Source organism: Sorangium sp. So ce693, assembly GCF_051521375.1.
GTDB classification, from domain to species: Bacteria; Myxococcota_A; Polyangia; order Polyangiales; family Polyangiaceae; genus Sorangium; species Sorangium atrum.
Window position 1 is genome coordinate 818,578 of sequence record NZ_CP150347.1, and the last position, 26,859, is coordinate 845,436.

20 protein-coding genes and 1 tRNA gene are annotated in these 26,859 nt (G+C 71.0%); 11 read left to right on the forward strand and 10 right to left on the reverse strand.

Annotated features, from left to right (window positions below):
* Positions 1 to 53: 53 nt before the first annotated feature.
* Both WMF14_RS03150 and WMF14_RS03155 read left to right on the forward strand, forming a co-directional pair.
* Complete coding sequence (locus tag WMF14_RS03150; RefSeq protein ID WP_437798690.1) at positions 54 to 1,040, forward strand: hypothetical protein; 987 nt, start codon at positions 54 to 56, stop codon at positions 1,038 to 1,040.
* Positions 1,041 to 1,236: 196 nt separating this feature from the next.
* Positions 1,237 to 2,580 carry a retroviral-like aspartic protease family protein gene (locus tag WMF14_RS03155; protein WP_437798691.1) on the forward strand — a complete coding sequence of 448 codons (1,344 nt, stop codon included), beginning with the start codon at positions 1,237 to 1,239 and terminating at the stop codon, positions 2,578 to 2,580.
* A 75-nt stretch (positions 2,581 to 2,655) separates the two neighbouring features.
* On the opposite strand, the gene WMF14_RS03160 is transcribed toward WMF14_RS03155, so the two are convergent.
* Together WMF14_RS03160 and WMF14_RS03165 are read right to left on the reverse strand one after the other, a co-directional pair.
* Positions 2,656 to 4,410, reverse strand: coding sequence for a hypothetical protein (locus WMF14_RS03160; RefSeq protein WP_437798692.1), 1,755 nt, complete (start codon positions 4,408 to 4,410; stop codon positions 2,656 to 2,658).
* Between the two features lie 34 nt (positions 4,411 to 4,444).
* On the reverse strand, positions 4,445 to 4,843 hold the full coding sequence (locus WMF14_RS03165; RefSeq protein ID WP_437798693.1) for a PAAR domain-containing protein: 399 nt from the start codon (positions 4,841 to 4,843) through the stop codon (positions 4,445 to 4,447).
* A gap of 372 nt (positions 4,844 to 5,215) precedes the next feature.
* Between WMF14_RS03165 and WMF14_RS03170 the strand changes: the two genes are divergently transcribed.
* Positions 5,216 to 6,271: a hypothetical protein gene (locus WMF14_RS03170; protein ID WP_437798694.1), complete on the forward strand. Its 1,056-nt coding sequence runs from the start codon at positions 5,216 to 5,218 to the stop codon at positions 6,269 to 6,271.
* 2 nt (positions 6,272 to 6,273) lie between these two features.
* Here WMF14_RS03170 and WMF14_RS03175 read toward each other — a convergent pair whose 3' ends face one another.
* The 3 genes from WMF14_RS03175 to WMF14_RS03185 are packed head-to-tail and all read right to left on the reverse strand — an operon-like array spanning position 6,274 to position 10,870.
* Positions 6,274 to 8,229: a hypothetical protein gene (locus tag WMF14_RS03175; protein ID WP_437798695.1), complete on the reverse strand. Its 1,956-nt coding sequence runs from the start codon at positions 8,227 to 8,229 to the stop codon at positions 6,274 to 6,276.
* Positions 8,230 to 8,238: 9 nt separating this feature from the next.
* The gene (locus WMF14_RS03180) at positions 8,239 to 8,943 is read right to left on the reverse strand and encodes a peptidoglycan-binding domain-containing protein (protein WP_437798696.1); all 705 of its coding nucleotides are present in this window, start codon (positions 8,941 to 8,943) and stop codon (positions 8,239 to 8,241) included.
* 10 nt (positions 8,944 to 8,953) lie between these two features.
* The gene (locus tag WMF14_RS03185; protein ID WP_437798697.1) at positions 8,954 to 10,870 is read right to left on the reverse strand and encodes a type VI secretion system Vgr family protein; all 1,917 of its coding nucleotides are present in this window, start codon (positions 10,868 to 10,870) and stop codon (positions 8,954 to 8,956) included.
* Between the two features lie 761 nt (positions 10,871 to 11,631).
* Between WMF14_RS03185 and WMF14_RS03190 the strand changes: the two genes are divergently transcribed.
* Positions 11,632 to 12,063, forward strand: coding sequence for a DUF6968 family protein (locus WMF14_RS03190; protein ID WP_437798698.1), 432 nt, complete (start codon positions 11,632 to 11,634; stop codon positions 12,061 to 12,063).
* Positions 12,064 to 12,163: 100 nt separating this feature from the next.
* Here WMF14_RS03190 and WMF14_RS03195 read toward each other — a convergent pair whose 3' ends face one another.
* Positions 12,164 to 12,427 carry a hypothetical protein gene (locus WMF14_RS03195; RefSeq protein WP_437798699.1) on the reverse strand — a complete coding sequence of 88 codons (264 nt, stop codon included), beginning with the start codon at positions 12,425 to 12,427 and terminating at the stop codon, positions 12,164 to 12,166.
* Positions 12,428 to 12,607: 180 nt separating this feature from the next.
* Between WMF14_RS03195 and WMF14_RS03200 the strand changes: the two genes are divergently transcribed.
* Positions 12,608 to 13,048 (forward strand): hypothetical protein, encoded by a 441-nt coding sequence (locus WMF14_RS03200; protein WP_437798700.1) that lies wholly within the window; start codon positions 12,608 to 12,610, stop codon positions 13,046 to 13,048.
* Between the two features lie 61 nt (positions 13,049 to 13,109).
* Positions 13,110 to 14,252, forward strand: a complete 1,143-nt coding sequence (locus WMF14_RS03205) for a D-alanine--D-alanine ligase family protein (RefSeq protein ID WP_437798701.1) — start codon at positions 13,110 to 13,112, stop codon at positions 14,250 to 14,252.
* Between the two features lie 68 nt (positions 14,253 to 14,320).
* Here the strand turns inward: WMF14_RS03205 and WMF14_RS03210 are convergent, their stop codons facing one another.
* Positions 14,321 to 15,415: a GHMP family kinase ATP-binding protein gene (locus tag WMF14_RS03210; RefSeq protein WP_437798702.1), complete on the reverse strand. Its 1,095-nt coding sequence runs from the start codon at positions 15,413 to 15,415 to the stop codon at positions 14,321 to 14,323.
* 151 nt (positions 15,416 to 15,566) lie between these two features.
* Entirely contained in the window at positions 15,567 to 16,073 is a 507-nt protein-coding gene (locus WMF14_RS03215; RefSeq protein WP_272097669.1) for a hypothetical protein, read from the reverse strand.
* A 327-nt stretch (positions 16,074 to 16,400) separates the two neighbouring features.
* On the opposite strand from WMF14_RS03215, the gene WMF14_RS03220 reads away from it, so the two are divergent.
* From WMF14_RS03220 to WMF14_RS03235, 4 genes are all read left to right on the forward strand, one after another.
* The gene (locus tag WMF14_RS03220; protein WP_272097670.1) at positions 16,401 to 18,752 is read left to right on the forward strand and encodes an ATP-binding domain-containing protein; all 2,352 of its coding nucleotides are present in this window, start codon (positions 16,401 to 16,403) and stop codon (positions 18,750 to 18,752) included.
* A 159-nt stretch (positions 18,753 to 18,911) separates the two neighbouring features.
* Positions 18,912 to 18,988, forward strand: a tRNA-Met gene (locus tag WMF14_RS03225).
* A gap of 1,016 nt (positions 18,989 to 20,004) precedes the next feature.
* Positions 20,005 to 21,984: a globin family protein gene (locus WMF14_RS03230; RefSeq protein ID WP_437798705.1), complete on the forward strand. Its 1,980-nt coding sequence runs from the start codon at positions 20,005 to 20,007 to the stop codon at positions 21,982 to 21,984.
* A gap of 96 nt (positions 21,985 to 22,080) precedes the next feature.
* Positions 22,081 to 23,961 carry a protein kinase domain-containing protein gene (locus tag WMF14_RS03235; protein WP_437798707.1) on the forward strand — a complete coding sequence of 627 codons (1,881 nt, stop codon included), beginning with the start codon at positions 22,081 to 22,083 and terminating at the stop codon, positions 23,959 to 23,961.
* Between the two features lie 99 nt (positions 23,962 to 24,060).
* Here WMF14_RS03235 and WMF14_RS03240 read toward each other — a convergent pair whose 3' ends face one another.
* Together WMF14_RS03240 and WMF14_RS03245 are read right to left on the reverse strand one after the other, a co-directional pair.
* Positions 24,061 to 24,834 (reverse strand): hypothetical protein, encoded by a 774-nt coding sequence (locus WMF14_RS03240; RefSeq protein ID WP_437798708.1) that lies wholly within the window; start codon positions 24,832 to 24,834, stop codon positions 24,061 to 24,063.
* Positions 24,835 to 25,132: 298 nt separating this feature from the next.
* The gene (locus WMF14_RS03245; protein WP_437798710.1) at positions 25,133 to 26,416 is read right to left on the reverse strand and encodes an MFS transporter; all 1,284 of its coding nucleotides are present in this window, start codon (positions 26,414 to 26,416) and stop codon (positions 25,133 to 25,135) included.
* Positions 26,417 to 26,642: 226 nt separating this feature from the next.
* On the opposite strand from WMF14_RS03245, the gene WMF14_RS03250 reads away from it, so the two are divergent.
* Positions 26,643 to 26,852, forward strand: coding sequence for a hypothetical protein (locus tag WMF14_RS03250; protein WP_272097676.1), 210 nt, complete (start codon positions 26,643 to 26,645; stop codon positions 26,850 to 26,852).
* The last annotated feature ends 7 nt before the right edge of the window (positions 26,853 to 26,859 follow it).

Below are 26,859 nucleotides of genomic sequence, written 5' to 3' on the forward strand. Positions count from 1 at the left end.
CTCGCGTCGTCCCGATGCGGAGGCGTCGCGCTTTTCCCGTGGTTCTTGGTGCGATGCTGGCGGCTTCGGGGACCGCCACGGCGCAGACCGAGCCGTTCCTGAGCGTGACGCGCGGTGCTGGCGCCGAGAGCTGCCCGGACGCGGCGCGCCTCATCGAGCGCGTCGAGCAGCTGCGCGGTCGGCCGGAGACGGGTGCGAGCGGCTCCTACGTCGTCGAGTTCACCCGGGAGGCCGACGGCTTCCGCGCGTCCATCCGCAGCGGGAGCGGCGCGCGCGAGCTGCGCGATCGCAGCCGCAGCTGCGCCGGGCTCGAGCAGGCGACGGCGGTGACGCTCGCGCTGCTGCTCGACTCCGACGGGCAGGCGTCGTCCCCGCAGGGGCCTGGGGTCGAGGCGCGCGACGCGCCGCCGCCTGCGCCTCCAGCGCCTCCAGCGCCTTTGCTCAGCGCCTCGGCGGAGCGGCCGCTTGTCGCGCGGCCCGCGCCAGCGGGCGCCGGCGGCGGCGAGCGCGAGGCGCCGACGTCCGAACGTGGCGCCACGCGGCTCACGCTGGCGGCGGGCGCTGCCGGCCTGTTCGGCGTGGTGCGTCCCTTCGCGCCCGCGCTCTCCACGGAGCTCGGCATCGGCGGTGCGCGATTTCGAGCGGCGATCGGCGCGCTCTGGCTCGTCCCGCAGACGCTGGAGCTCGGGCCGGGCGAGCTCCGCGAGACGATGTTCGGCGGCGTCGTGCGCGCTTGCTTCGCGGCCGCGGGCGTTGGGGTGCTGCGCTTCGACGTGTGCTCCGGCGTTCACGCTGGCCGGCTGAAGGCGGCGGCGAGCCGCTTCACGCGGAACGACGCCGTCGAGAAGACGTGGCTGGCGATACCGTTCGAGCTGTCGCTGGCGAGCCTGGCAGGTCCGCTCGGCTTCGACGTCGGCGCCGCCGCGCTGGTGCCTCTCCGGCGCAATGATTTCTCGGTGGATGGCGTCGGGGTCGCGTACAGGTCGCCGCCGGTCGGCGCGCTGGTGTCGCTCCGCGGCGTCGGCAGCTGGGTGCTGTAGAGCGGCGGTCACCCGCTTCGGATACGGGCCCATCTCGTCGTTTTCGGTGCTCAGCGCACTGGAGTGCGCTTCCGCGCCGAAAACGACGATCTGGACCCGTCTCCTGTGCGGGAGACCGCCGCTCTGCGTCGGGGGTATCCACGGCGCGCCCAGCGAACGGCCGCTGCGGGCTCGCCCGAGGTGCTAGCCTACGAGGGTGACTTATCGCGCCCGAATCGAGGAAGGCCCGCGCTGCCGCTTTCATGCGCTGGCCCCCTCGACGGAGGAGTGCGCGCGCTGCGGCGCTCCCGTCTGCCACGTGTGCGTCTCCTTCTCCGCTTCCCACGGGGTCGCCTGCCCTGGCTGCGAGCGTGCGATCCGGCGCGGTCGCGCGCTCAGGAGCGCGGGCGTCGCGGCGGTCTTGCTCGCGGCGGTGGGCGGCGTCGCGGCGGCGTACATCCACGCTGCCGCGGCCGTGCGGATGCCGCCGGAGGGCCTCGCCGCGACCGAGCGCGCGCTGGAGGCGAACCCCTGTGAGGAGGACCTGATGCTCACGCTGGCCGAGCTCCTCCGTCGCGCCAATCGCGATCGCGAGGTGATCGAGCGCAGCGAGGCGTTCCTCGCGGCGTGCGGCCACGAGCCCAGGGTGCTCTGGAAGATCCGCGCCGCCCACAACCGCCGCGGAGAGTACTCCGGGGCGGAGCGCGCGGCGACGCGGCTGCTCGAGCAGAACCCGGCCGACGGGGACGCCTTTTGCGGGCGCGCCGAGTCGCGGGAACGCCAGGGGAAGCTCGAGGAGGCGGCCGCCGACTACGAGCAATGCATCGCGCTCCGCCCGCACCAGCGGGGGGCGCCCATCCACCTGGCGCGCGTCTATCAGGATCTCCGCCGCCCGTGCGACAGCATCGCGCCGCTCGTCCAGCGCCTCCATTACAATGCCGATCAAGGGACGCGGCTCGCGGGGTGGTCTGGCTTCACCGTGACGGAGGTGGCGAGCCAGCTCGCCACCTCGGCCGAATGCCAGCATCTCGCCGTCACCGGACAGGCGCTCTTGCCGCTCGGGGAGGACCGCCTGGCTCGAGGCGAAGCAGCGATCGACGGCAAGGAAAAGGGCGTCTTCGTCGTCGATACGATGGTGAGCCACGTGCTTGTACAGAGAGCGTTCGCGGACCGGATCGGCCTTTCCGCCGGGCCGCGTGTGCTGTGGGTGTGGACGCCGAGCGGCCTTCAGGAGGCGAAGCTCGCCGTCGCCGGCCGGCTGGAGGTGGAAGGCGCCTCCGCCCCGAGCGTGAAGCTCGCGATCGTGGAGGACCTCCCCGGCGTGGCGGGCGTGCTGGGGCTGTCGTTCCTGCTCCGGTTCCGCGTGCAGCTGACCGAGAAGGGAACCACGCTCTCGCCGCCGCCGACCGGCGCGGCGCCGTCGACCGAGGAGACGGCGCTCGCTGCGGCAGCGGGCGATGAAAACGAGGCGGCAGCAGCGGATGACGGCGGGGCGGCGGCAGCGGACCACGACGCGGCGGCGGCGAAGGGCAGGCGACGAGGAGGTGGCGGAGGCCCATGAGGGGCTCGCGCCGGCTCGCTGAGCGGCTCCGTGTCGCGGAGCAACGGGCGAGCCCGATGGCGAGATCGAGGTGGATTACCCCGCAGGCCTACCGCGCTTCGCGAAGTGCGCATGGCACTGGCGGAACATCTCCTGCCATCGTGCGTACTCCGTCGGGTGCTCGCGGAGCCGCCCCTTCCAGGCTGTATCGACCGCTGACCGCTTCTCGGCGGAGCCCAGCCCGTATCGCCGGAAGATCTCCTCGGCCGCGTCAGGGAACAGGGACAGCTCGGCGCAGAGCGCGGCGTACTGGGCGAGCGGCAGGACGATGTCGATCGGCTCGGCGAGGGGCGCTGGACCGCTCGTGCCAGCATTGCTCGACGGCGCGGGAGACGGCGGCGTCGTGGAGATCTGGGAGGTGGCTCCGGTCACCGCAGCTTGCGCGCTCGCGGTTTGCCTCAACAGCTCACGGGGGATCTCGAGGCTCAGGGACGTCTCTCCGAGCTGAGCCGGAGCCTGCGGAGTACGTTTCGGTGAGGCCGGCGCTCCGGCAGGCCTCGCCGGAGCCGTCGCGGCAAAGGGAATGGCCGGGCCTCGCGGGAGCGCCTGCACCGGTGATGTCACAGCGGCCTCCCGGGGCGCCCGTGGCCGCTGCGGCTGGGCTGTCGGCGCGGGTGGCCGAGGAGCCGCCGATGCCCCGGGCGCGAACGGCAGAGCTGGGCCGCGGGGGACGTCCACGAGCGGCCCTGTCTCCGCGACCACGGGTGGCGGGGGCTTCACCGCCGCCGACACGGTGGACCGCGGGAATGGCAGCGCCGCCCCCCGTGGAACGTCGGGCAGGGGCGCCGTGCCGGTGAGCGACTCCGCGGCGCGCGGAGGCTTTGGTTCGGCCCTCACGATCGCGATCTCGCCTTGCGCGGGCATGAAGGGCACCACCGCGGCTCGGGGCACGTCCAGCAGGGGTCCGGTGCCCTGCAGCGCCTTCGGGGGCGCCGCGGCGCCGGAAGACGGCGCGGGCGGCGCAGACGAGACGGCGAGCGGCGCGATCGAGCCCTCGACGTCAGCGACGTCCTGCGCCCGGGCGAGGAGCATCTCCAGCCGGTGCGCGTGGTGCGCCTCCAGCCGCTCGAAGTCCTTCGCCAGCACCGGATCGCGCCCCAGCACCACCCGCCAGCCCCGATGAAGCGCGGCGAGCGCCGCCTCGTCCCCCAAGCCGTGGCGCCGCAACACCCCTTCGCGCTGCTCGGGCAGCGCCGCGAGCTCCGCGCACAGCGCCGCGTACTCGGCCAGGCCCAGACCGGGCTCGCTGGGCATCACCGCCGCGCTGGGATCGTTTGTGGGCGCGTTCGCCGCTCCCCGTGCGTCGGCCATCCTCGACGGCCTCAGCACACGGGAGCCGACCCGGAGCGGTCCAAGCTTCCCGGGTTTCGCACGAAGCTCCACGAGGAGCTCGCCGAGCTTCGCGTCCTCCTCCACGCGCCGCGCCCAGCGGCGGCTGAGCCGGGAGACGTCGTTCATGCCCAGATCGTTCCCCCGCAGCAGCTCGACCGGCGCCGGATGTCTCTCGAAGGCAGCAAGGAAGCTCGCCCAGGCGGCCGCGTCCTCCGCCAGCGGATCGACCAGCCGATCAAGCCAGTCCTCCGCCAGCCCCAGCTCCTGCTCGTATGCCGCAAGCAGCTCCGGCTCCGCAGCCAGCCGCCGCTTCCAGGCGAGATCGGCCCGCGCGAACACACGCGGCTTCAGCCCCTCGGTGGCGAGCACGTCCTCGAGCGGGAACCCCTCCGCGACCGCGGCCTTGACGGCGGCATACTGCGCCAGCGAGGCCGCTTCGCTCGCTGTCGGTGCCGCCACTGCCGCCTTCCTCGCGTCCGCCACCTCCCGCTGCCTAGTCGCCGACCAGCACGGTCCCGGTTGCGATCACGCTCCCGTTCGGCGCATCGGCCGGGTCGTTGCAGGTCAGCGCCGGATCGCCGAGGTGCGCGGCGGGCTTGTTGTTGATGAGCACCGTCTTGCTGCCCGCCTGGACCCGCGCCTGGTTCGATGGGGCTCGCTGGAAGGTGCCCCCCGGGGGCACGTGGGCAGGCGTGTTCGTCGCGGTGCTGCCCTGGATCGCGGCAGGCTTGCCCTCGACGAGGACGTCTGCGCTCAGGTCCCCCGACAGATCCCCGCTGAACGGCATCGGCGTCGGCGTGGGCACCGGCCCGCCGGGCGAGGGCACCATCACCAGGTGCGTGTCGATGCCGACGACCTTATCACCCTGCTTAGCCGCGGGTTTGCCTGACATGATCCTAGCCTACGCCCTCTGTGTACGACGGAACAGGGGTGGCCCCGCGGCCATGCGCGCAGTTCAGGCGATTACGTTGATTCCGCCAACGCTGGAGGATAGTGTACGAGCATGTTGCCGACCTCGCGCACACTGCGCGCATTGCGCCCGAGCATCCTCGCCCTGTGCGCGCTCTACGGCTGCCGCAGCCCAGCCTCTCCGGAGGGCGGGACCGCCGTGCGCTCAGCAGAGTCGCCGCTCGCGAGCTCCGGAGCGCCAGCTTCCCCGGTGACCTCGGCCAGCGGAACCGCCGCGACCAGCCCAGCTGCACCAGCCCCTTCTCCGTCGCTTCCGCCGCTCCAGCTCTCATTCCACGTCGCGGCAGAGGCGGTGATGGAGCCGCGAGCCGACTCCGGTTTCAGCCCGGCGTACATGCTGCATCGCCTCGACGGAGCGCTCCTCCTTCAGGCTGGCCGGCGCTTCGCCGTGCTCGACGGCGACCGATTTGTCGAGCACGCTCCGCTCGCCAAGGCTGTCGGCCCGGGCAGAACCGCGTCGGTCATCTTCGGGGCATGGCCCGGTGCGGTATTCGCGCAGCTCATGAACGACGCGGAGTCGAACGCAAACTACCAACAGGGTGCTCTTTACCGATACCGAAGCAATCGCTTCCAGCTCATCAAGAAGACGGGACCGAACACGTATTACGAGGGCACCTACTACCCCGGGGATGGCCGCCTGGGTGCATTGATCTGGGCCAACCTGGATGGCGTCGTCCAGACCTGGTTCGACGTTCTGGAAGGAAGCCCCAAGGGCACTCTGCCAATCCCCGCCAAGGTGGACGGTGGTCTGGCGAGGATCGGCATCCACGCCATGTTGTCACTCCCGACGGGCCATCTGTTCACCAGTGGTCCTGACAATGCCACGCCGGAGCATGAGATTGCTATCGAACGCTGGACCCCGGGTCAGCCGCAGAGCGTCGTCGAGCTTCCACCGACGCCACAAGGTACCCATCTGGAAGCCGTGAGCCTACAGGGCGTCGCGAAGGCTGATGTATACTTATGCGGCAAGCTCGTCGACTCCAGTGGGAGCGCGCCAGACTCCATGTATCTGGCTCGATTTGATGGTAAGTCGTGGGGGCGGCTCGACACACCAGGCATCGGCCTCGATGGTGGGCGTCCGCTGTGCCAGGCCACAGCGGATGGTGCGCTCTGGGTTCTCATCGCAGGGGTCAACAAGCCAGCGCTGTACCGCAGGCAAGCATCGGATGGAGCCTGGGCGACGGCGCCCATCCCTCAACCTGGCGGGACAGACGCCTGGTCGTCTACCATGCAGTTCGTTGCTACCGCCCCGGACGACCTCTGGCTGGCTCTCGCAACCGAGGCGGAGCCCGCGCGTTTCGTACTATTCCGCACCAGGCCAGTCGGAGCCGTGCTGCGCTTCAGCAAGTAGGTTCACTGCGCAGCGGAGGCAGCGTAGTCCCGGAAAAGCGCTGGCAGCGCGCGACCTCCGCTCGGGTCGATCATCGCCTTCGGCGGTAGCGCGTCGATCATCGCCAGGAGGTTTGGAGGGAACGCACCCGGCGGCAGCTCCTCGTTGATCGAACGGACTTGGCCGGTCTCACCCGGCTTGTTGTTGATAGCCTTGGTGCGGACGCGTTGCACCTGCGCCACTTTACCATCGGCGAGCGCGCCCAGGATGAGCAGCCGCATGCGCCTTAGCGGAAGACCGAGGTCGTCCACCTTCGTCTCCCGGGAGGCGCTCATCATCGTCGTTGCTGGCTGGAGCTTGGCCTTGATTTCCGGAGGCGTGTCTTGCCCCACCGGGGCGTCAAGCGGCACATAGAATATCCAGCAACTCTGCACGTCTCTCGTGTTTGGCAAATTGCGCAGGGACCAGTAATATCGAGACAGCGTGAAGTTCTGGTCTTCGGCGTCGCCGTACGTGCGCAGCAGCCGGCTCACGAAGAGCAGTTGAGGGGGCGGTTTTTTCGGGTTAACCGCACCGTCGAACTGAGCACCTCGCGTCGTCATCACAAGGCGAGCAAATCCGATCGGACGCGCCTTCTTCAACCGGGCGACTTGAGCCGCCAGCGCGGCAGGCGGTCTCGGCATGCCCATGCCGATGTAGTACGAGGTCGAGACGAAATCCCAGAGGGGCTCGTCGTAGCTGCCCGACCCAGCACTGTTCTTCATGATCTCCGGAACAGGTCCCGCTCGGCGTTCCGGATGATTCAGGCCAGCTGTGTCAAAAAACTGCGCTTGTTTCTGATCCTTGTCGACGCGCAGGACAAAAGCGATGTGTGACCCTTCAAGCTGTCTGGTCGACGTAGGATCCGGATTGAATACGTACAGGCTACCCGGTTCCAGTCCTGCGTCGATGGCTTTGGAAATGCTCCGCTTCTCCCTGTCCCGGAACCACTTGCCGCCCTTGAATGCGCTGAACGACGACGCGTCGTTGCAGGAAAATCCGGCGTTGCCTAGCTCCGGAACCGTGAATCCTCGCGAAAGAACGCCGAGGCTCACGAGATGCTGGCACGCCGCGGCAAGCGGCACGATGGGGCTCGATGCCGGATCGCCGAACGGCTTGTAGAAAATCGTGTCTTTGTTCGGGTGCCCGTAAACGGCGGCCGAGCCGTTGTAGGGCAAGCCGAGCAGCAGCTCGGTGATCGCGCGCGCCCACTGCTCCTCTGGGTCGGTCTCTTTCCACTTGGTCGTGTCCCAGAGACCCATCGCCGCGCCCTTTTTCCAGACGGTATCAAGCCCGCCCTCCAGGCGCTTGGCGATGAGCGCTAGCGTGGCGTCGATGCTCGTATCGGTCCCCGTGTCACCGGGGTCCACGGCGTTCAGCGCGACGGACAGGCGTGGTGGCGTGAGAACGCCGATGCCGGACGCATGGTTCTCAACGCCGGGTTGCGCGCTGACCACCTGTGGCGCGTCCTCGTCCGGAGGAGGTGGCGCCGGTTCGGAGGCGGCCGTACCGCCAGCACCCGCTGCGGCCTCTGCCGGCTCCGGCGGTTCCACCGTGAGCGAGAAGGTCACCGTCACGTCGTCGGCGTCCTCCAGATCCTGGCCCGTGGGTTCTGCGGCGACATAGGTGCCGGCCGGAGACTCGAGCACATCCGGCAGCAGACGGAAGATCTGCTTGAAAGAGTTCGTGCCGACGAACGGGTTGTTCCAGTCGACCTCGAACATCGCTTCGGCCCCCTCGAGCTCGAACACCGCCCATCCTTCGGTGCCCGTGAAAGCGCCTGCCGTGCTCGAGGTCCACTTCCCGCTACCCCCGGGGGGGATGCGGTTCGGGATCGGCGTGTCCAGGCTGCCGTGGAGGAGCTTGCTCGCCGACAACCGCAAAGAGTACGACGTCTTGTTGACAACGATGCAGGTGACGCTGCGCGTGAGGAACGCCATGTCTCTCCCTCAGGTACCGTGAATTTCCACGAGCTTCGCCCGTGTGGCGGCATCGGCTCTTCCGGTGGACTCCAGCCCGTGGTCCTGCTGGAAGTCGCGCAGCGCGCGGGCGAGATCCCCCGTGATTTCGGTCTGGCTCTGGCCCCAGTAGTAGCCAAGATTCCGCAAGCGACTCTCGATCCCTGGAACCGAGTCGGGGTCCGCCAGCTCGCCCAGGGCGATGACGTAGCGCTTCGTCTTGCCCGTCGGGCGCGGCTCGACCCAGAGCGTCACCTCCGCGGTCCGTGCCTCAGCCGGCAGATCAGCCTCGAGCACACCGTCGCCGTCGGTCTTGCCCTCGATCTTCACCCCGAGGGACTTGAGAACATAGTCCTTGTGCGCGTAGGGCGTCATGCCCACGTCGGTGAGCTTGAGCTTGAGATGCTGGAGACTCGGCGTCCCGTCCTCGCCCGTCATGTCGTCCGGGTCGAGCGGCCCGCAGTTGAGCTTCACCAGCTTGCCGTTGATGTGCGCGTCCTTGTCGAGCTCGACGCTGGACTCGGACGCGTAGATCCGAACCGTCTCGGCGACCACCTCGGCCTCCTTGTCCAGCCGGAGACGCGGGCCGTCGCCCTGCACACTCACCGACTCGATACCGGCGATGGAGACCTTGGGCGCCTTCAGCGTGATGCCCTTGGGGGTGAGCTCGATCCGGCTCTCGCCCGCGCACAGCACGAGCCCACCTTCACCTCGCAGCCGCAGCACGCTCGCGCTGCCGACCGCATAGTCTCCCCACGAGAACGCCTCCACCGTCCGGGGGGTCCTCCTCGGTCCCGACCTCGAGGCTGAAGCTCCCTTGCACGCGCAGGTTCGCCTCGCCTTCAACCGTCTGCAGCGAGCTGCCTTTCACCGTCTGGGTGTCGATGCCGTACACGACGACACTTCGGCCTCCGCCAACCTCCTCGCGCTGCGTGCCGGCGATCTGATCGATTCGACTGCCGAGGGTGACGACCCGCCGATCGCCGGAGGTGACCTGGGTCTGGCTCCCGGAGATCGTCTCCTGCCGGCTCCCGCCGACAACGATGGCCTGCTGACCGGTCTCGTTGAGGCGGTGATCGTTGGCGACGACCTCCTCGAGGTCGCGCGCTGCGTGCAGAAGGACGCGCTCTGCGCCCGAGCGATCATCGAACGAGAGCTCGTTCGTCCCGCCCGCGCCCGGCGAGCTCTGGGTTCGCAAGCCGCTCTTCAGCTTGTCTGCGGGGAGTGGGAACGGCGGCGGGTGCGTGGCGTTGTACAGGCACCCGAGCACCACCGGGCAGTCGGTGTCGCCGCCGAGGAAGCCGACCAGCACCTCCATGCCCACGCGCGGGATGAACTGCGAGCCGAACGACGCGCCCGCCCAGCTCTGCGCGACGCGGAGCCACGCCGAGCTCTTCTCGTTGCGCTTCCCGTCGAGATCCCAGTGGAACTGCACCTTCACGCGCGCGTGCTCGTCGGTGTGGACCTCGTGCCCCGTCGGCCCGGTAACGATCGCCGTCTCCAGGACCTGCCTCGGCTTGCGCGCCGGTGCACGTGGCCGGAGCAGCGCCGTCGCCGGGACGCACTCGAAGCGGTTGCGGTAGGCGCGCTCGGCGGGCTGTCCGGACAGCTCGGGGGTGTGGCCCTCATGGACGACGCGGGTGACGGCGTAGGCGCCCTCGAGGCCGGGAGATGCCTCGGCGAGGAGATCGATGCGGCGTCCCGGCGCAAGCGCGCGCACCCAGCTCTCGCCACGGCCGACGACGGAGCGGCGCTGGACCTGCTCCAGGAAGACCTGGGCGCGCTCGGGCGTGACCTCGGGCGCGTCGTAGTCGGCGTGATGCTGGTAGACATCGAGCGGCGGCTTGCCGGCCTCTCTGCCCGCTTTCTCGCTGAGGACCAGGTTGGGCCGGCGGAAGTCGTAGTCCCTGAGGTGCACGGTGACGGGCTTGAGCGCGCGCTGCAGGCTGAAGGAGACGATCTCGAGGCCGGTCTGGGCGAAGCCTGCCTCCGGACGAAGGACAAGGGCCGCGGGCACCTCCCCGCCGAACGTCGCGGCATAGTGCGCGGGGTCGTCGAGGAAGATCACAGGCGCGCGGGCCACGGCCGCGGCGGTGCTGTCCGGCGCATCGGCGAAGCACAGGGCGATCCCCTCTTCGGCGGCGAGCCGCCGCACGAACGCGAGGTCGCTCTCGCGGTACTGGACGCAGTAGCTCCGGACCGCGTACGTCCGCGAGAGGCGGAGCTCGACAGGGAGGGAGGCGGCGGCGAGGACGTGCTGGAGGATCTGCGGCACGGTCTCGTCCTGGAAGATGCGGCTCGTGGTTCGGCGCCTGAGCAGCGCGAGCGGGGGGACGAGGCGGACGTGCCAGGTGGGACCGGTTCGCGGGGTGACCGTGGCGTCTGCGCGCACCTGGTCGACGAGCGCCTCGATGCGGCGTTCGGCGCCGCGGCCGTCGCGCAGGATGAACGAGGCGAGGCGGCCAAGCAGCTCGGCGTCGCGGCCCTCGAGCTCGGGGGCGGCCTGCACCACGAGCTGGAACGAGAACAGCTCGGAGAGCGCCTCACGCCCGCGGAACGAGACGACGCGCAGGTCCGAAGGAGTGAACGGCCCGGCGTGGAGCTCGGTGGAGTCGCTGATCACGGGCGCAATCTATCAGACATCGCGGCGCTGCCAGCGTCGCGTTCGTGGCGCGCGGCACCCCGGATCTAGCGGCGTCGGAGGCGTCTACCAGGTCGAGCTGTGAGAGGTCGTCAGCGGCTGGACACATTCCGCTCATCGAGTGCGCTTGCGAACGTATCCGGCCACACGAGCCGGACCCCGAGGGCCTCACACATCTCGCCCCACCTCGGATCCTGCGGCTTCCGCTCTGCAACGAGGACAGGTTCAATTGTCCTCCCTCCGGTGGGCGGAGCACGCCACAGAAGAGGACTGGTTCACCCCCGCGTGCGCGGGGACGACCCCATCGTCTCGAGCGCCTCGACGGTGCTGTCCGGTTCACCCCCGCGTGCGCGGGGACGACCTCGGTTCTTGGCGATCATCGACTGGCCAGGGCCGCGATCGAGCGGTCCTTGGCGACCATCGAGCGGTCCTTGGGTGACAATGGACCGGTCATCGCAGCCATCGACCGGCCATGGCGAACGTCGACCGGTGATGGCAACCATCGACCGGTGATGGCGACCCTCGCGCGCTCGGTGGAGCCGCCGCGGCCGCCGCGAGAAGGACCCGCACGCCGGCCCCGGTCGGGCTGCCGAGCTCCCGAGACGCGTAGCCTCGACGAGGGCAGGGGAGCGCGCTGACACGGCCCCAGGAGAGGCCGCGAGCGTGCAGGCTCTCCGAGCTCGGCAGCATGGACTGTCTGGCTCGTGTAGTGCACGGTCGAATTCTCGTAGTAGCCTCATCGCATGGACGAGAAGGATTCGCCGATCGCGGAGCGTCGCTACAGCGTGGAAGGTCAGCCTGGGCGAGAAATCGTCTTGAAAATTGGACGGCCGTTCGAGGTGAGCCCTCCTGGGGTGGACTGGGCGTGTCCCGTCGTCTTCGAGGGCCTGGACGACGGATCCAGCAAGTGCGTGTACGGGATCGACGGTGTGCAGGCGATCCAGCTCGCGATGCAGTACGCGCGCAACCAGCTGGAGGCCTCCGGGCTGCAGCTCCTCTGGATGACCGAGGAGCCGGGCGATCTGGGGCTCCCGCGCCCGATCGAGAGCACACTCGGCGTATGGTTTCAGCGCGAGCTCGAGCAGATGGTGGAGAATGAGCAACGCAGGATGCACGAGATCGTGCTCCAGCTCGGCAAGATGCGCGAGCGGCGCCGGAAATCGACCGGAGCCTAGCTTCGGCGCGGTGCCCGCTCCGTCCCGTGGGCGGGGCCGATCGACCGATGCGTGATCCTTTCCTCGTCGGCTCCTCCTCCGTCGAGGAGGCGGCGCCCCATCACATCGTTTCGACCGACTTGAGCATCTCCGGGATGAAGTGGAGTCTCGGTCGGAGCAGCCTGTCGCGACGCCCAGGCTGTCGGACCTGGAGCATGGCGCCGGTCGCTGAGCTGTTCGAGGCATCCAGCAGATCGTCGGTGAACGTATAACTGTAATTCTCTTGCCTGGTCGGTGTCTTGTCCTCAGCAGCGGCCTCGGAAATCGAGACGCCGAGAAACAGCAGCGCGGCTGTGACTGAAATAAGCGATCGCGGTTTCATCATGTCTCCTCGCCTTTATCGGACACGAGCGAGGTCGGCAGATTGGGACCCTTTTTGCCGAGCTCGATGGCGTGTCGCGCTGCTCGCCGGGGCGGCCGCGGCCAGCGCGCGCGGAGCGCCCCGTCGGGGATGCCCGCTTCCGGCCGAGGGCAGCCCCAGCGGGACGATGCGCCTCTGCGTTCCGTGCCGACAGGCGGGCTCGATGTCGTCGCGGAGGGCTTCCTGGACGGACCCCACGATCCGGTGACAACGCAGGTGACATCGCTCTCCTTCCGCGTAGAATCGGGCGCGATGCTCACCTGCAGTCGAAGGAGCACGACGGGCGGCCTCCTCGTTGCGGTCGTCGCGGCGCTCGCCGTGGTCGTCCCCGCCGGAGCGGCCGGGGCGAGCGAGGAGACGTCGGCCAAGGTGGCGAGCGGCATCGCCGTCGGCGTCCAGCTGGAGGCGCTCTCGGACGTGAAGGTCGCGCGCGCCGAGGTCGCCCGGGGATCCAGGGTGAGCGTGGCCAGGCTGATCGAGCGGCAGGGCCAGCTCACCGCCGTCGACGTCGAGCTCGCGGACGGCCACATCGCGCGCGTGGCGATGGCGACGGTCCGCAAGTCGTTCCGCGTCCTCTCCGAGTAGCCGTCTCCCTCGATCCGCCGGCTTCTTCGCCCTCGTGTGCGATCGCGGCTAGGGTGCCGCCATGCGGAACCCCGCGAAGGTGCGCGTCGCCGTCCTGTTCGGCGGCCGCTCGGCCGAGCACGAGATCTCCCTCCTGTCCGCCCGCTTCGTCGTCGAGGCGCTCGACCGCGACCGCTTCGAGCCGGTGCTCATCGGCATCGACAAGTCCGGCCGCTGGCTGCTCCAGGAAGAGGCGCTGCTCCTCAGCGCGGCGCGCGACCCCCGCCTCGCCCGGCTGAACGAGGCGATGCCGGAGATCGCCCTCGACGCCCACCCCGGGCCCGCCGGCGAGGCCATGCTGACCGTGCCGGGCGGCGCGCGCTCCCCGATCGACGTGGTCTTCCCCGTCCTGCACGGGCCCACGGGCGAGGACGGCTGCGTCCAGGGCCTCCTCGAGCTCGCCGGGGTCCCGTACGTCGGCTCCGGCGTGCTCGGCTCCGCCGTCGGGATGGACAAGGACGTGATGAAGCGCCTGCTCCGCGAGGCGGAGATCCCCATCGTGCCCCACGTCACGCTCCGCCGGGCCGCGTGGGACCGCGATCGCGGCGCGTGCATCGAGCAGATCGCCGCCCTCTCCGCCCCCGGCAGCGCCGGCTTCGGGCCGATCTTCGTCAAGCCCGCGAACCTCGGGTCGTCCGTCGGCGTCCGGCGCGTCAAGGCGCGCTCCGAGATCGAGGCGGCCGTCGAGCACGCCTTCGAGTTCGACCTGAAGATCGTCTGCGAGCAGGGCATCGAGGGCGTGCGTGAAATCGAGTGCTCCGTGCTCGGCGACGACGACCCCATCGCCTCCGTGCCCGGCGAGATCGTGGTCGGGCACGCCGACGGCTTCTACTCCTACGCCGCGAAGTACATCGACGCCGACGGCGCCACGATCCGGATCCCGGCCGACCTCTCCCCGGCCGAGGCGAACGCCGTGCAGCTGGTCGCGCTCCGCGCGTTCCGCGCGCTGGAGGCGTCGGGGATGGCCCGCGTCGACCTCTTCCTCTCGCCCGATCGCGCGCTCTACGTGAACGAGATCAACACCATCCCCGGCTTCACGGCGATCTCGATGTACCCGAAGCTCTGGGAGGCGAGCGGCATCCCCGCGCGCGAGCTGATCGAGCGCCTCATCGCGCTCGCGCTCGAGCGCGGCGCGCGGAAGGCCCGCCTCAGGACGAGCGCCTAGCGCCTAGCGCCGCGCGGAAGGCCCGCCTCGGGACGAGCGCCTGGCGCCGCGGCGCGCGTCCGCCCGCGTCAGCCCCCGTCGAGCCGCACGCCGGGGGCGCCGAGCGCGGGCCGCCGCACGAGGGACGGGCCGAGCGCCTCGAGGATGCGCGCGTGGCGCTCGGCGGGCGCCCACACGAGGATGTGCCCGCCGCCGCCTGCGCCGCACACCCGGAGGACCTCGACCCCGAGGCCGTCGAGCCGCCGCTCCAGCGAGAGCGCGATCGCGCTCGCCGCCCTCGAGAGGCGCACCTTCGCGGCCGCGCCCCGGCGCATGCCCGAGAGCACCAGCGAGAGCGAGCCGAGCTCGAAGCCGCGCGCGACCTCACCGGCCGCCGCCACGAGCTCGCCCTTCGCGTCGCACGCCGAGCCCGAGTCCATCCGATCCAGCACCTCGCCCGACACGCGCCGCACCTCCGTGTCGACGAGCAGCAGCCCCGCCGAGAGCGCGGGCACGAGGTCCGGACAGCCGATCGCGAGCGGCCGCACCCCCGAGCAGCCGCCGGCGTCGAAGGCGAGATCGAGCAGCCCCCCGAACGCAGCGAACACCTGATCCTGCGCGCCGCACGCGTTGCACAGGCGCTCGCGCTCGATCGCGACCGCCTCGCGCGCCAGATCCTCCGGCGCGACGGCCTCTCCGATCGAGGCGCGCAGCGCGAAGAGCGCCGCCACCGCCACCGACGCGCTGCCGCCCAGGCCGGCCCCGGGCGACGTCTCGCTCTCGACCCGCAGGGCGACCCCGTCGCCCACGCCCGCCGCGGAGAGCGTCGCCTCGATCAGGCGGAAGGCGACATCGTCGCGCGGAGGATCCGCGCGGCGCCGCAGGAGGACGCGCCCCCCTCCGGCGGCGCCGGCGCCCTCGGTCGGGTGCGGCTCCGCCCGTCCCTCGCCGCGCGCGGCGAGCTCGAGCCGCACCCAGCCTCGATCGAACGGCTCCACGATCACGCGCACGCGCAGATCGATCGCGGCGCCCACGACGCGCCCGCCGTCCTGTCGGGCGATGCCGGGCAGGTCGCTGCCACCCCCGGCGAAGGAGACGCGCATCGGCGCGCTCGAGGCCGCGCGCCACAGCGGGCTTCGCAGCGTTCGCGGCGCGGAGAGGGAGCCGGCGCAGGGGATGCTCATGCTGTCCTTCGGCGCGAGCGCGACCCGCCGGGGCGCGAGCGCGCCCCAGGGACCGAGGCGGAGCGCCCCGCGGCGGCACCCCGTGCAGGGAGCAGGCCATCGATGGAGCGCCCGGCGTGCACGCTCCCGCTCGGTCCCCCCCCGGTTCCGCTCAGTTCAGGTCCTTGCTCGCGGGCTCGCTCCGCGGCGAGGGCTGCGCGCGGGCCGCGTCGAGGATCCGGTCGATCACCCTGAGCCCGGCCGCGAACATGTCCCGCTCAGCGCGCTCGCCGCCGGCGTGCACCTCGGCCGCCTTCTCCCGGAGGGCGAGCGCGTCGCGGCGGACGACCGGGAGGCGGGCCGCGCCCGCCGCCTCGGCGATGCACCCGGCGAGATCGTAGATGAGGAACGCGTCCTCCTCGCTGATCCGGGCCTCCGTGCGGCGCCCCTCGGCGCGGGCGCGCGCCGGGGATCCGCCGGCGCGATCCCCGCGGGCCTGCGGCGCGACCTCCCGATCGTCGTCATCGTCCCCGATCGAGCCCGAGGAGACGCGGTCGAGCAGGCTGGTCAACTCGACCCGGTAGGCGGCGAGGACCAGCGCGCAGAGCGCCCCGCGATCGCGCAGCGAGAAGAGGATCAGCTCGAGGAGCCGGTCGGACCGGGTCGCGCAGTTTTGCATCGCTGCCTTGTACGGCGTCCGCCCACGTGACCTCAATCCAGAACGCCACCGCCCACGGCGGATCCGCCCTCGGACGCAGGGCACGTTACGCACCGAGGGCGCTCGCGTGGCGCGCGGCGGCCCGCCGAGGCGCGAACCGGCCTGTCGAGGCGCGCCGAAACGCGCTCAGACGCTGATAGCGTGGGGGGCCCCACGCGGTGGTTGCGGAGCTGAGCTGGATCGGTCAATAGGTCCGACCCTCCTGCGTCAACGGGCCGCGACGGATGTCTGGCGTGCTGACGCTCCGGCTCAGCCTGTCACCTCATCCTCCATCGTATCGGCATCCCCGTGACCGCGAATCGTTCTACGAGCCCCACGCACACCCGAGAGCAGTCCACCGCGCCGTCCTCGGCCACCGTCACGACGTCCGCCCGGCCCGCGCCGCCTGCGCCGCCCACGTCGCCCATGTCGACCGACGGCGCGCCCGGCGCCGGGCTGAGCGAGCGCGGCGCGGCGATCGTCAGCGAGGAGGAGGCGCTGCTCGCCCGCGTCATCGCGCACCTCGCCACCGCCGCGACCAAGCCGTCGCGCCCGCCGCCCGCCGAGAACTACGAGGAGCAGCTCCTCTCGCTGCGCGATCAGATCGCGGCGGCGCGGCTGGAGGACGTGCCGGCGCTCGTGCAGCAGATGGAGCGGCTGCAAGGGATCGCCGCGCGGCGAAACGAGAACGTCGTCGAGCCCGTCGATCCGAAGTCTCCCTACTTCGGCCACCTGCGCCTCCGGGAGAAAGGCCGCCCCGAGCGCGACGTCCTCATCGGGCGCACGACGCTCGTCGACGCGAGCGCGGGCGTGCGGATCGTCGACTGGCGCCACGCCCCGGTCAGCCAGATCTACTACCGCTACGAGGAGGGCGCGGAGTACGAGGAGACCTTCGGCGAGCGCGACGTCGAGGGCACTGTGCTCGTGCGGCGCACCGTGACCATCGACGACGGCGAGCTCTATCGCATCTCGGCGCCGCAGGGGACGCTCGTGCGCGGGCCCTCGGGCGGCTTCCGCGAGATCGCGACGCGGGCGACCGAGCTCTCCGGCGGGCAGGGCAGCGCGGTGCGCCCCGAGGACATGCGCGACATCGCGCGCGCGGCGGCGGGCGGCGCGCGCGGCGGGCTCGGGACGGGGGCGGCGTTCCACGCCCGCGAGGACCGGCACCTGCCGGAGATCGCGGCGCTCCTCGACCCGCGGCAGTTCGAGCTCATCTCGAAGCCGGACGCCGGCATCGTGGTCATCCAGGGCGGCGCCGGCAGCGGCAAGACGACGATCGGCGTCCACCGGCTCGCCTTCCTCTCCTACAACGGAGGGCGCCGCTTCACCGCCGACAAGATGCTCGTCATCGTCGGCAGCCCCGCGCTCCGCGCGTACATCAGCGAGGCGCTCCCCGCGCTCGGCCTGGGCGGCATCGCGGTCGAGACGTTCTCCGAGTGGGCGCGCGCGGCCCGGAAGCGCGCGTTCCCGTGGCTCGAGGCGCCGGTCGAGGAGAACACGCCCTCGGTCGTGACCCGCTACAAGACCCACCCGGCGATGCTCCACCTCCTCGAGCAGCGCGCGGCGGAGCTCAAGGACGACGCGCGGGCGCGGCGCGACTCGCGCGGCACCCTCGCGTTCTGGGCGGACGTGCTCACCGATCTCGACCGGGTGATGGCCGCGTTCGAGGCGGCGGGCGACCCCGAGTTCGGCCCGGAGCAGGTCAAGCGCGCGTGGCGCTGGTGCGCGGACCGCTGCCCCGCCGTGCTCGATCTCGACCCCGGCGACCGCGCCGAGCGCAAGGCGGCGATGGCCGACGAGCCCGCGGACGACGACGACGACCGGGGCGGGGACGGGCGCGAGGTCTCGAGCGACGACCGCGCGGTGCTCGACCCGGAGGACGACGCGCTCCTCCTGCGGGCGTACCAGCTGCTCCGGGGCGAGCTCCGCAAGGGGAAGAACGTGCTCGTCTACGAGCACCTCTTCGTGGACGAGGCGCAGGATCTCGCGCCGATCGACCTCGCGGTGCTGCTCGGCGTCGTGGCCGAGCCGCGGAGCGTGACGCTGGCGGGCGACACGGCGCAGCGGCTCTTCATGGACTCCGGCTTCCGCGACTGGCGGGCGACGCTCGACGACCTCGGCCTGTCGCGGGTCGACGTCGAGCCGCTGCGCATCGCGTACCGCTCGACGCGCGAGGTGCTCGCGTTCGCCCGCGCGGTGCTGGGCCCGCTGGCGGATCCGACGCCGCCCCTGGCCCCGCGCAGCGGGGCGCCGGTCGAGCACCACCATTTCCCGAGCGCCGGCGCGGCCGTCGCGTTCCTGGCGGACGCGATCCGCCCGCTGTTCGCGCGGGAGCCCCGCGCGACGCTGGCGATCCTGGCGCGCCACCCCGAGCAGGCGGACGTCTACTACGACGCCCTCCGGATGGCGGAGATCCCGAACCTCCGGCGCGTGCGCGCCTACGAGTTCGCGTTCCGCCCCGGCGTCGAGGTGACGGAGGTCCGGCAGGTGAAGGGCCTCGAGTACGACTACGTGGTGCTGGTCGACGTGAACGCGTCGACCTACTCGGCGGACGACGAGTCGCGGCACCTGCTCCACATCGGGGCGACCCGCGCGGCGCACCAGCTCTGGGTGATCTCGACGGCGGCGCCGTCGCCGCTCGTGCCGGACTGGCTGGGCTGACGGGGAGGGGGGAGGGGGAGGGGAGGAGCACCGCCCGGGCGAGCCGAGGTGTGCCGCCCTCGGCAAGCCTCGGAAGCCTCGGAAAGGGGAATGGACACAATCGACACCGGGCCGTGAGAGAATCCTTGACCGCAGCGAGGCCGTGAGTAGATTCCCTCTCGCGCGGTGGAGCAGCCTGGTAGCTCGTCGGGCTCATAACCCGAAGGTCGTAGGTTCAAATCCTGCCCGCGCAACCACGACCCAAGCAGCAAAAGCAACAAGAGGACGCGAGGATTGGCCGGAACAGGCCACCTCGCGTTTTTCGTTTTCAGAGCCCGTCCGCTGGCGCCGAGCGTGATGCCGGAGAGGCGGCCTGAGCGAATCGGCTGTCCGGCCCCTTCAGGCAAGCGCTGCTCGTCGCTCGCTTTGCCTGCTCGCCTGGTGCGCCTCTCGGGAGAGGTCCTGGTCGGTCCGGCGGCGTCGCGCGCCCTGGGTCCCAGTCGTTCCCTCGGAGCGCGGCGACACGGAGCGGAGCGAGCGCAAGGACGATAAGAGGCAGACCCCTTCTGGAACACCGAGCGTCGATGGCGCGGACTCAATCGCTCTCTGCGGCTCCGGCGCGCTGTCGCTCCGATGCCCTGTCCGTCGGCGGCGAGCGCGTGGCGCGGAGCGCGCGAGATGTGCTGGGGAGAGCTGATTCCATCAGCTGGTGATTCGCGGTGTGGAGGTGCCGAGGCCGCTCCTTCTCACGGCATCCTTCGGGAGAAGGTGGCCGCGGTCGGGCCCGCGGGCGATCCGGTCCGGTCGGACCTGTCGCGGGTGGGCCGCCCGCCACCCGTCGTTTCGCGGCCGCGCTCGTTGCGCGCGTTGCGGGTTGTATAAGTGGCTCCGGCCGGGCCGGTGTCGCTCGGAAAGTGCGCAGCGCTACGCGGCCCGCACCGGTGCGGTTCGCCAGCACCACGTCCCCGGCCTCGGTCCCCTCGTCGTCCAGCCGCACGCCGGGCACGGTCGCCGCGATCTGTGCGCGTTCGTTGCGCGCTGGTCGAGCGCGTTCGTTGCGCGCTGGTCGAGCGCTCGTCGAGCGCTCGACGACATGGTGCCCGCGCTTCCACGGGCGCCTCGCGCCGGCGGCGCAGCCCTCTCGCCGCGCCGTAGGCAGCCGCCGGCCCCGTGATGTAGGATGGCGATAGAGGCGGCTCCTGGGCTCTGAACACGCGCGCCGCGGCGCGCACCTCACCGGCGCATTCCCGGTAACCTCCAGCGGACAACCACGATGGCCAAACCGAACGATCCCTTCGCACCCTCGACCAACACGCGCGGCGCCGCGACGCCGGGGGATGCTGCCAAGCCGCAACGCAGCGCCAGCGCGCCCGCGCCCGCGGCGCGTGCGTTGCCCTCCACGGGGCCTGCCACCCAGCGAGGGCCGGGGGCCTACGGCGCGCCCGAGTTCCTCAACAAAGCGCGCAGCGCGCAGCCGCCGGAGCTCCTGAGCCAGCGCACCATCGAGCTCGTGCAGTGGTCCTGGGCGAAGGTGATGCCCATCTCGGACGCCGCGGCGGCGCTGTTCTATGAGCGGTTGTTCACGCTCGAGCCGTCGGTGCGGCCGCTGTTCAAGAACGATATGGCCGAGCAGAAGAAGAAGCTCATGCAGACGCTCGCCGTGGCCGTCGATGGGCTGAACAACCTGCCCAAGCTCGTGCCGGTGCTCCAGGGCCTCGGCGTCCGGCACCAGGGCTATATGGTCGTCGATCGCCATTACGACGTGGTGGGCGAGGCGCTGCTCTGGACGCTGCGCGAGGGGCTCGGCGACTCCTTCTCGGCCGACGTCGAGTCCGCGTGGAAAGAGGTCTACGGCCTGGTCGCGGACGTCATGAAGAAGGCCGCCGCGGCGCACGCAACCGTGGGCGCCGCGCCGGCGCACCCCTCGCCAGTGCCGGCCGGGAGGGACGCCCCGCGGATCGGCGCGTCGCAACCGGCGCAGCGCTCGGCGCCCGTGGAGCAGGCGGTGCAGTTGCCGAAGTCGGTGCCGCCGCCCTCGTCGACCAAGGCCTCGCGGACGCTCGTCGGGGTCGTGCCGCCCTGGCAGGGGGACCCGCCGCCGCCCGCGCCCGCGCCCGCGGGCCCGCCCGCGGGCGCGCCGATCAGCCTGCGCACCATCGAGCTCGTGCAGCGATCGTGGGCGAAGGTGATGCCCATCTCGGACGCCGCGGCGGCGCTCTTCTACGACCGCCTCTTCGAGCTCGAGCCGTCGGTGCGGGCGCTGTTCAAGAACGACATGGCCGAGCAGAAGAAGAAGCTCATGCAGACGCTCGCCGTGGCCGTCGACGGGCTGAACAACCTGGGCAGGCTCGTGCCGGTGCTCCAGGCGCTCGGCGTGCGGCACCACGGCTACATGGTGGTCGATCGCCATTACGACGTGGTGGGCGAGGCGCTGCTCTGGACGCTGCGCGAAGGGCTGGGCGACGGCTTCACGCGCGACGTCGAGTCGGCGTGGACCGAGGTCTACGGCGTGATCGCCGACGTCATGAAGAAGGCGGCCGCAGATCACGTCGCGAGCGGGGGCGCTCGCAAGGCCGACGCCGCGCCCGCGCGGGAGCGGGCACCCGCGCAGCGGCCTCCCCTGTCCGAGCAGCGCGCGCCGGCGCCGTCGAGCGTCACGGAGGTGATGCCGGCGAAGAGGCGCCCGGGCCCCCTCGACGAGGACGCCGACACGCTTCACTACCAGACCAACCCCGCCCATGAGGCCATGATGAACAGCGGTATCAACCATGAGGAGTCCCGGGCGGGAGCGCGCCTGGCATCCGCGGCGCCCCCTGCCGCCGCGAGCGCGGGCCCGCAGGGGCTCGTCATCCCGTGGACCGGCCAGGACATGGTCGTCAACGTCCATGTCAAGCTGGACGGTCCGCTGGTGACGGTCCCGGTCGCTTCGCCGTCGATCGCGTCGCCCGCGGCGCCTGTCGTGCTGGAGCCGACAGGCCCGAGCGGCCTCGCCGCGGGGCTCGCGATCGCCCTGCTCTCGATCGCCGCCTCGATGGCCACGGCCATCCTGATGACGGTGGGCGGCGCCGACAAGGCTGCGGCCGGCGTCGGCGCGGCGGCCGGCGCGGGCGCCGCGCCCAACATCGCGTCCCTCGCGACCTACGCCGTACCGATCATCGTCACGGTCCTCGTCCTCTCCGCGTTCACGATGGGACACATCCTGGGGCGGGGTCGGGCCCGGAGCGACGCGGGGCCCGGCGCGGGGCAGCTGTGAGCTCCACCGGCGGGTCGTGAGCGGGCCGTGCGCTGGAGCCGACACATTCGCCCGGCGAGCGCTGGGGTTTGATGGCAAGATGGGAATGAGAGTCCGATGATCGCGGAGCCTGCGAGTACGCTGACCCACCTGGCGGGACAGTGGCTGGGACCATTCCAGCTGATCCAGCTGCTCGGCATCGGCGCGATGGGCGCCGTGTACCTGGCCAGGGACAGCGTGCTCCAGCGCGACGTCGCGGTGAAGCTGATCGCGAAGGGGAGCGCGGACACCGATCCCGAGCGGCGCGACCGCTTCCTGCGCGAAGCGCGCGCCGCGGCGCGCCTCCTCCACCCGAACGTGGTGCAGATCTTCCAGGTCGGCGAGGACGAGGACGTCCGCTACATCGCCATGGAGTACGTCCACGGCCTCACCATGGCGCAGGCGGCCAAGCAGCACGGCGGCCGCCTGCCGGAGCAGTTCGGGATCGAGAAGATGCGCGAGGCCGCGGCGGCGCTCGAGCTCGCGGCGTCGTTCGGCATCTCCCACCGCGACGTCAAGCCTGCCAACCTCCTCCTCAATGCGTCGGGGACGCTCAAGATCGCCGACTTCGGCCTGGCGTCCCATCCGGAGAGCGGCCCGCTGGGAAGCAGCTCCGCCCGCACGCTGGAGGGCACGCCGTTCTACATGAGCCCGGAGCAATGGACCGGGCAGGACATCGCGCCTCCGTCGGACATCTACAGCCTCGGCTGCACGTTCTACCACCTGCTCGTGGGCAGGACGCCCTTCTCGGCGCGGGATCTCGCTGGTTGCTTCCAGGCGCACTGCCACGCGCCCGTCCCGGATCCGAAGCTGGCGATGCCGGACATCGATCCGCTCCTCGCGGAGCTCTTGCGCCGCTGCATGGCGAAGCGGCCGCAGGAGCGGCCGTCGGCCGGGCACATCGTGGCGTTCCTCGAGGACATGCTGATGCTCCGGCGCAGCAGCGTCAGGCCGCGAGAGATGTCGGAGCCGAAGAGCGCGCTGCTCGGCGCCCCCATGGATCTCGCCGATACGAGGATCAGCGAGCTCCCTGAACCACCGAGGGGCCCGCTCGCCACGCCGACGGGCACGATCCTGGTGAGCAGCTCGACCGCCGTCGGGCATTTCACCGGTCAGTACAGCTACCGGGATCATTTCGGGCTGACCGGCTATCCGTTCAGCGACATCCGGCAGCCGAGCTTCTTCTGGGACGCAGGCCCTTACGCCTGGATCCTGAGGACGCTGGCGTCGCAGATCGTCGCCGGGCAGCGCCCGGCGATCCTCGTGGGCGAGCCGGGGAGCGGCCGGACCTTCGTCTGTGAGATGATCAAGAACAAGGTCCCGCGGATCCATGTCTTCTCGATCGAGCCGCAGCTGCTCTTCGGGACGCGGCCGCTCGTGTCGCTGTGCAGGCAGGTGGGGGCGACGGCCATCACACCGACGCTGAGCCAGCAGTTCCTCGTCGACGCGTTCCTCGGGCAAGCGCTCCTCCGCGCCGGGTCGGACGCGATCGCCGTCCTGGTCGTCGACGGCGTCGATCCGGATGACCACGATCTCCTGATGGAGCTCCATGACATCCTGCGCTGTGCCCCGGCGGGCAAGCTCTCGATGATCCTGGTGGGCTCCCCCGATCTCCCCGCGACCCTCGCCTCCAACGGCGTGCCGCGCGAGCTCTACTCAGGCGCTCAGTCGCTCCTCTTGCCCGGCATGACGCAGCAGGAGATGATCGAATACATCGATTTCCGGATGCGTTCGGTCGGAGGGAGCCGGCGGGGGCTCCAGCTGGACCTCGCGTCGCAGCAGCTGCTGCACGCGCGGAGCGGCGGGAGCCCGAAGCTCATCAACATCTACTGCCACAACGCGCTGACGATCGCCGCGCTCCAGGGGGAGACCGACGTGAGCCTGTCGTCCATCCGCCTGGGAATGAAGAGCAAGAGCTATCTCACCGCCGAGGCGGCAACGAACCTGATCCGGGGCTGAGCGCGCCTCCAGCGGATCGTCAGGCGCGGCCGGGGCTGTCGTGAACGGGGCAATCTCCACGCGCTCGCGCGCCGGACAGTCCCCCGCATCCTCGCCGCGCTAGCTATCGTTTCCGGCGGTTCCGACTGGTGCGACCGTTCCGGCCGCGCCGGTCGCGGGCGGCGCGCTCGGCGGCGCGGCGGGGAGGGGGTCGCGCCCTGGCATTGCGGCGAGCACCGCCGCGTCCGTCATCGGCGCGCGCGGCACGTTCAGCGCTCGTCCAATGCGCGCCCTCGAATGCTTGTCGTTGTCGATACACCTGCCGCGCGTGTATGCGCTGAGCCGGTCGCGCGGCTCCTGCTTGCGGCACGCTCCGAAGGATCCCTTGATCAGCGCGAGTCCCGCGCGAAAGCACTTCTCTCGATCTCCGACGAGATCCGCGTGCGACCACCCCTCCCGGGTCTTGCCGGCGCCGACGCGGACCTGGAGCAGACAGGAGTCGAGCCCCGAGCCGCGCGCGAGCTTCCCGATCCCGAGGTCCACGTCACGACGGTAGCCGCTCTCGAAATACGCGATCGATAAGAGCAGCGCCATCGTCTCGGCTCGACCGCGCGGGCCGCCGAAGAGCGGCTTCAATGCGGGATCATAGGCAACCTTCGCCGCCGCGCGCGCGATCTCGTGGTAGCGCGCGCGGCCTTCCTCGGGCGTCTCGACCGCGTCCTTGATGAAGCTCTTCCCAGGCGGGGCCCATGTCATCATGATACCAACAGCCCACGCGATAATCGTATCCATGAGACATGTAAGGTCCTGGGATACCTCTGTGTCAAGCGATTCGGACAGCCTGGCTGGGATTGTCGTCGTGCGTTGTATGATGGCGTGCCGCTCAGTGTGCATTATAACGTCCTCGTCAAATTGCGAATGATCTTGGGAAGCGGTGCGTCGTACGTGGTGCGCAATCGTTTTCGCACTGGATTTGTGTTCGGTTGTGTCCGGTTGTGTTCAGTTGCATTTGTTGCGCTCGGCCTCGCGAGATTGCGGGTGAGCTCGCGGTCAAATTCGCGCCGAGCCGTCTCGCGCTCTCGCCGCGGAGCTCACGAATCGAGTGGTCGCCTCCAGTCCTCGAGAGAGCGACTGGCCCTCACGGGGCCGAGAGCGATGATGTGCTGCGGGCGCGCTCGACGCGAGGCGCGCGTCAGGCCTTCTCGGCGGCGTCTTCTTCGGAGGTCGCGCGCGTGTCTTCGAGCCGGTCGACCGCGCGCAGCTCGGGGAACAGCCATGCCCAGAGCAGCACGACCGCGATCGTCCCGAGGCCGCCGAACACCACGGTGGGCACGGTCCCGATGAGCTTCGCGAGGGTGCCCGACTCGAGCTCTCCGAGCTCGTTCGAGGCGCCGACGAACACCATGTTGACCGCGCTCACGCGGCCGCGCATCTCGGGCGGGGTGGCGAGCTGCTCCAGGGTCATCCGCACGACGACGCTCACCATGTCGGCGGCGCCCATCACGGTGAGCGCGACGAGCGAGAGGAGGAAGCTCCGCGACAGGCCGAACACGACCGCGGCGACCCCGAAGAGCCCGACGCAGAGGAGCATCTTCGACCCGGCGCGCCGCGCGATGGGCCGGAAGGCGAGGACCACGGCCATGAGCCCGGCCCCCACGGCCGGCGCGGCGCGCAGGAAGCCGAACCCCTGCGGGCCGACCCCGAGCACGTCGGTCGCGTAGATGGGCAGGAGCGCGACCGCGCCGCCCAGGAAGACGGCCACGAAGTCGAGCGAGATCGACGCGAGGAGGACCTTCTTCCGGTAGACGTAGCGCAGCCCGGCGAGCGCCGTGGCGAGCGACGGCGGCTTCCTCTCCAGGCGGCCGGCGGGCGCCCGCACGGCCAGGGGCCCGGCGCACGCCGCGGCGAGCGCGAGGCTCGCGCTCAGGTACACCGGCGCAGGCGCCTTCCAGAGCGCGTAGAGCAGCCCGCCCAGGCTCGGCCCGCCGATGGCGCCGACCTGCCAGAGCGTCGATTGCCACGTCACCGCGTTCTGGAAGTGCTCCGCCGGCACGAGCGTGGGCAGGAGCGCCGAGCCGGCCGGCCCCTGGAAGGCGCGCACCGTGCCGAGGAGCACGAGCACCCCATAGATGGCCGGCAAGCTCGGGCTCGGCGAGCGCGCGAGGAAGAAGAGCGCGAGCGCCGCGAGCGCCGAGGTGAGGTAGCAAAGGACGAGGATCCGCCGCCGATCGAAGCGATCCGCCGCGTGCCCGGACGCGAGGGACAGCCCCGCAACAGGGAGGAACTGGGCGAGCCCCACATAACCGAGCGCCAGCGGATCTCGCGTGAGGTCGTAGATCTGATACCCCACGGCGACCGATTGCATCTGGTACGCCACCGTGGCCAGCAGGCGGGCCGCCGCGTAAACGCAAAAATCGCGCGACGTGAAGGCGGCGAAGGGCGACGACGGCTTCAGGGCGGTGGGGGCGGTGGCCATGAGCGAGTCCGGGCGACGTTCATGGCGCATTCCAGCGAGGGTCGCCAGGCTGCGAGGCTGCGGTCACGACCCGGGAGGTCGAGCGCCGGGTCGCTGCATCCCGCGCGCCGTGAAGGAGCAGGGACGTCCAGGCACCACGGCCGGACATCGCGACGGTCACGTTCGCGTGGCCTCGACGTGGAACGCTGGCGCGCCGAGCTGGACCTGTGGTAAGCGGCAGCCACACATGATGCTCCTTGGACATGACACTTCGTCGGGACGGGCGCGCGACCTCGCCGAGCAGGCGTGGCGCGCCTGGACGCTGTTTGGCAGCCGCTCCCGCCGCGGGCGTGATGGCCGGCGCGACGACGACGACGACGACGATTTCCCGCGGCCGAACGCGGTCCTCACGTGGCTCCCGATGCTGGGACGCGCCGTCTCGCCGCTGCCCGCCTGATCTACGC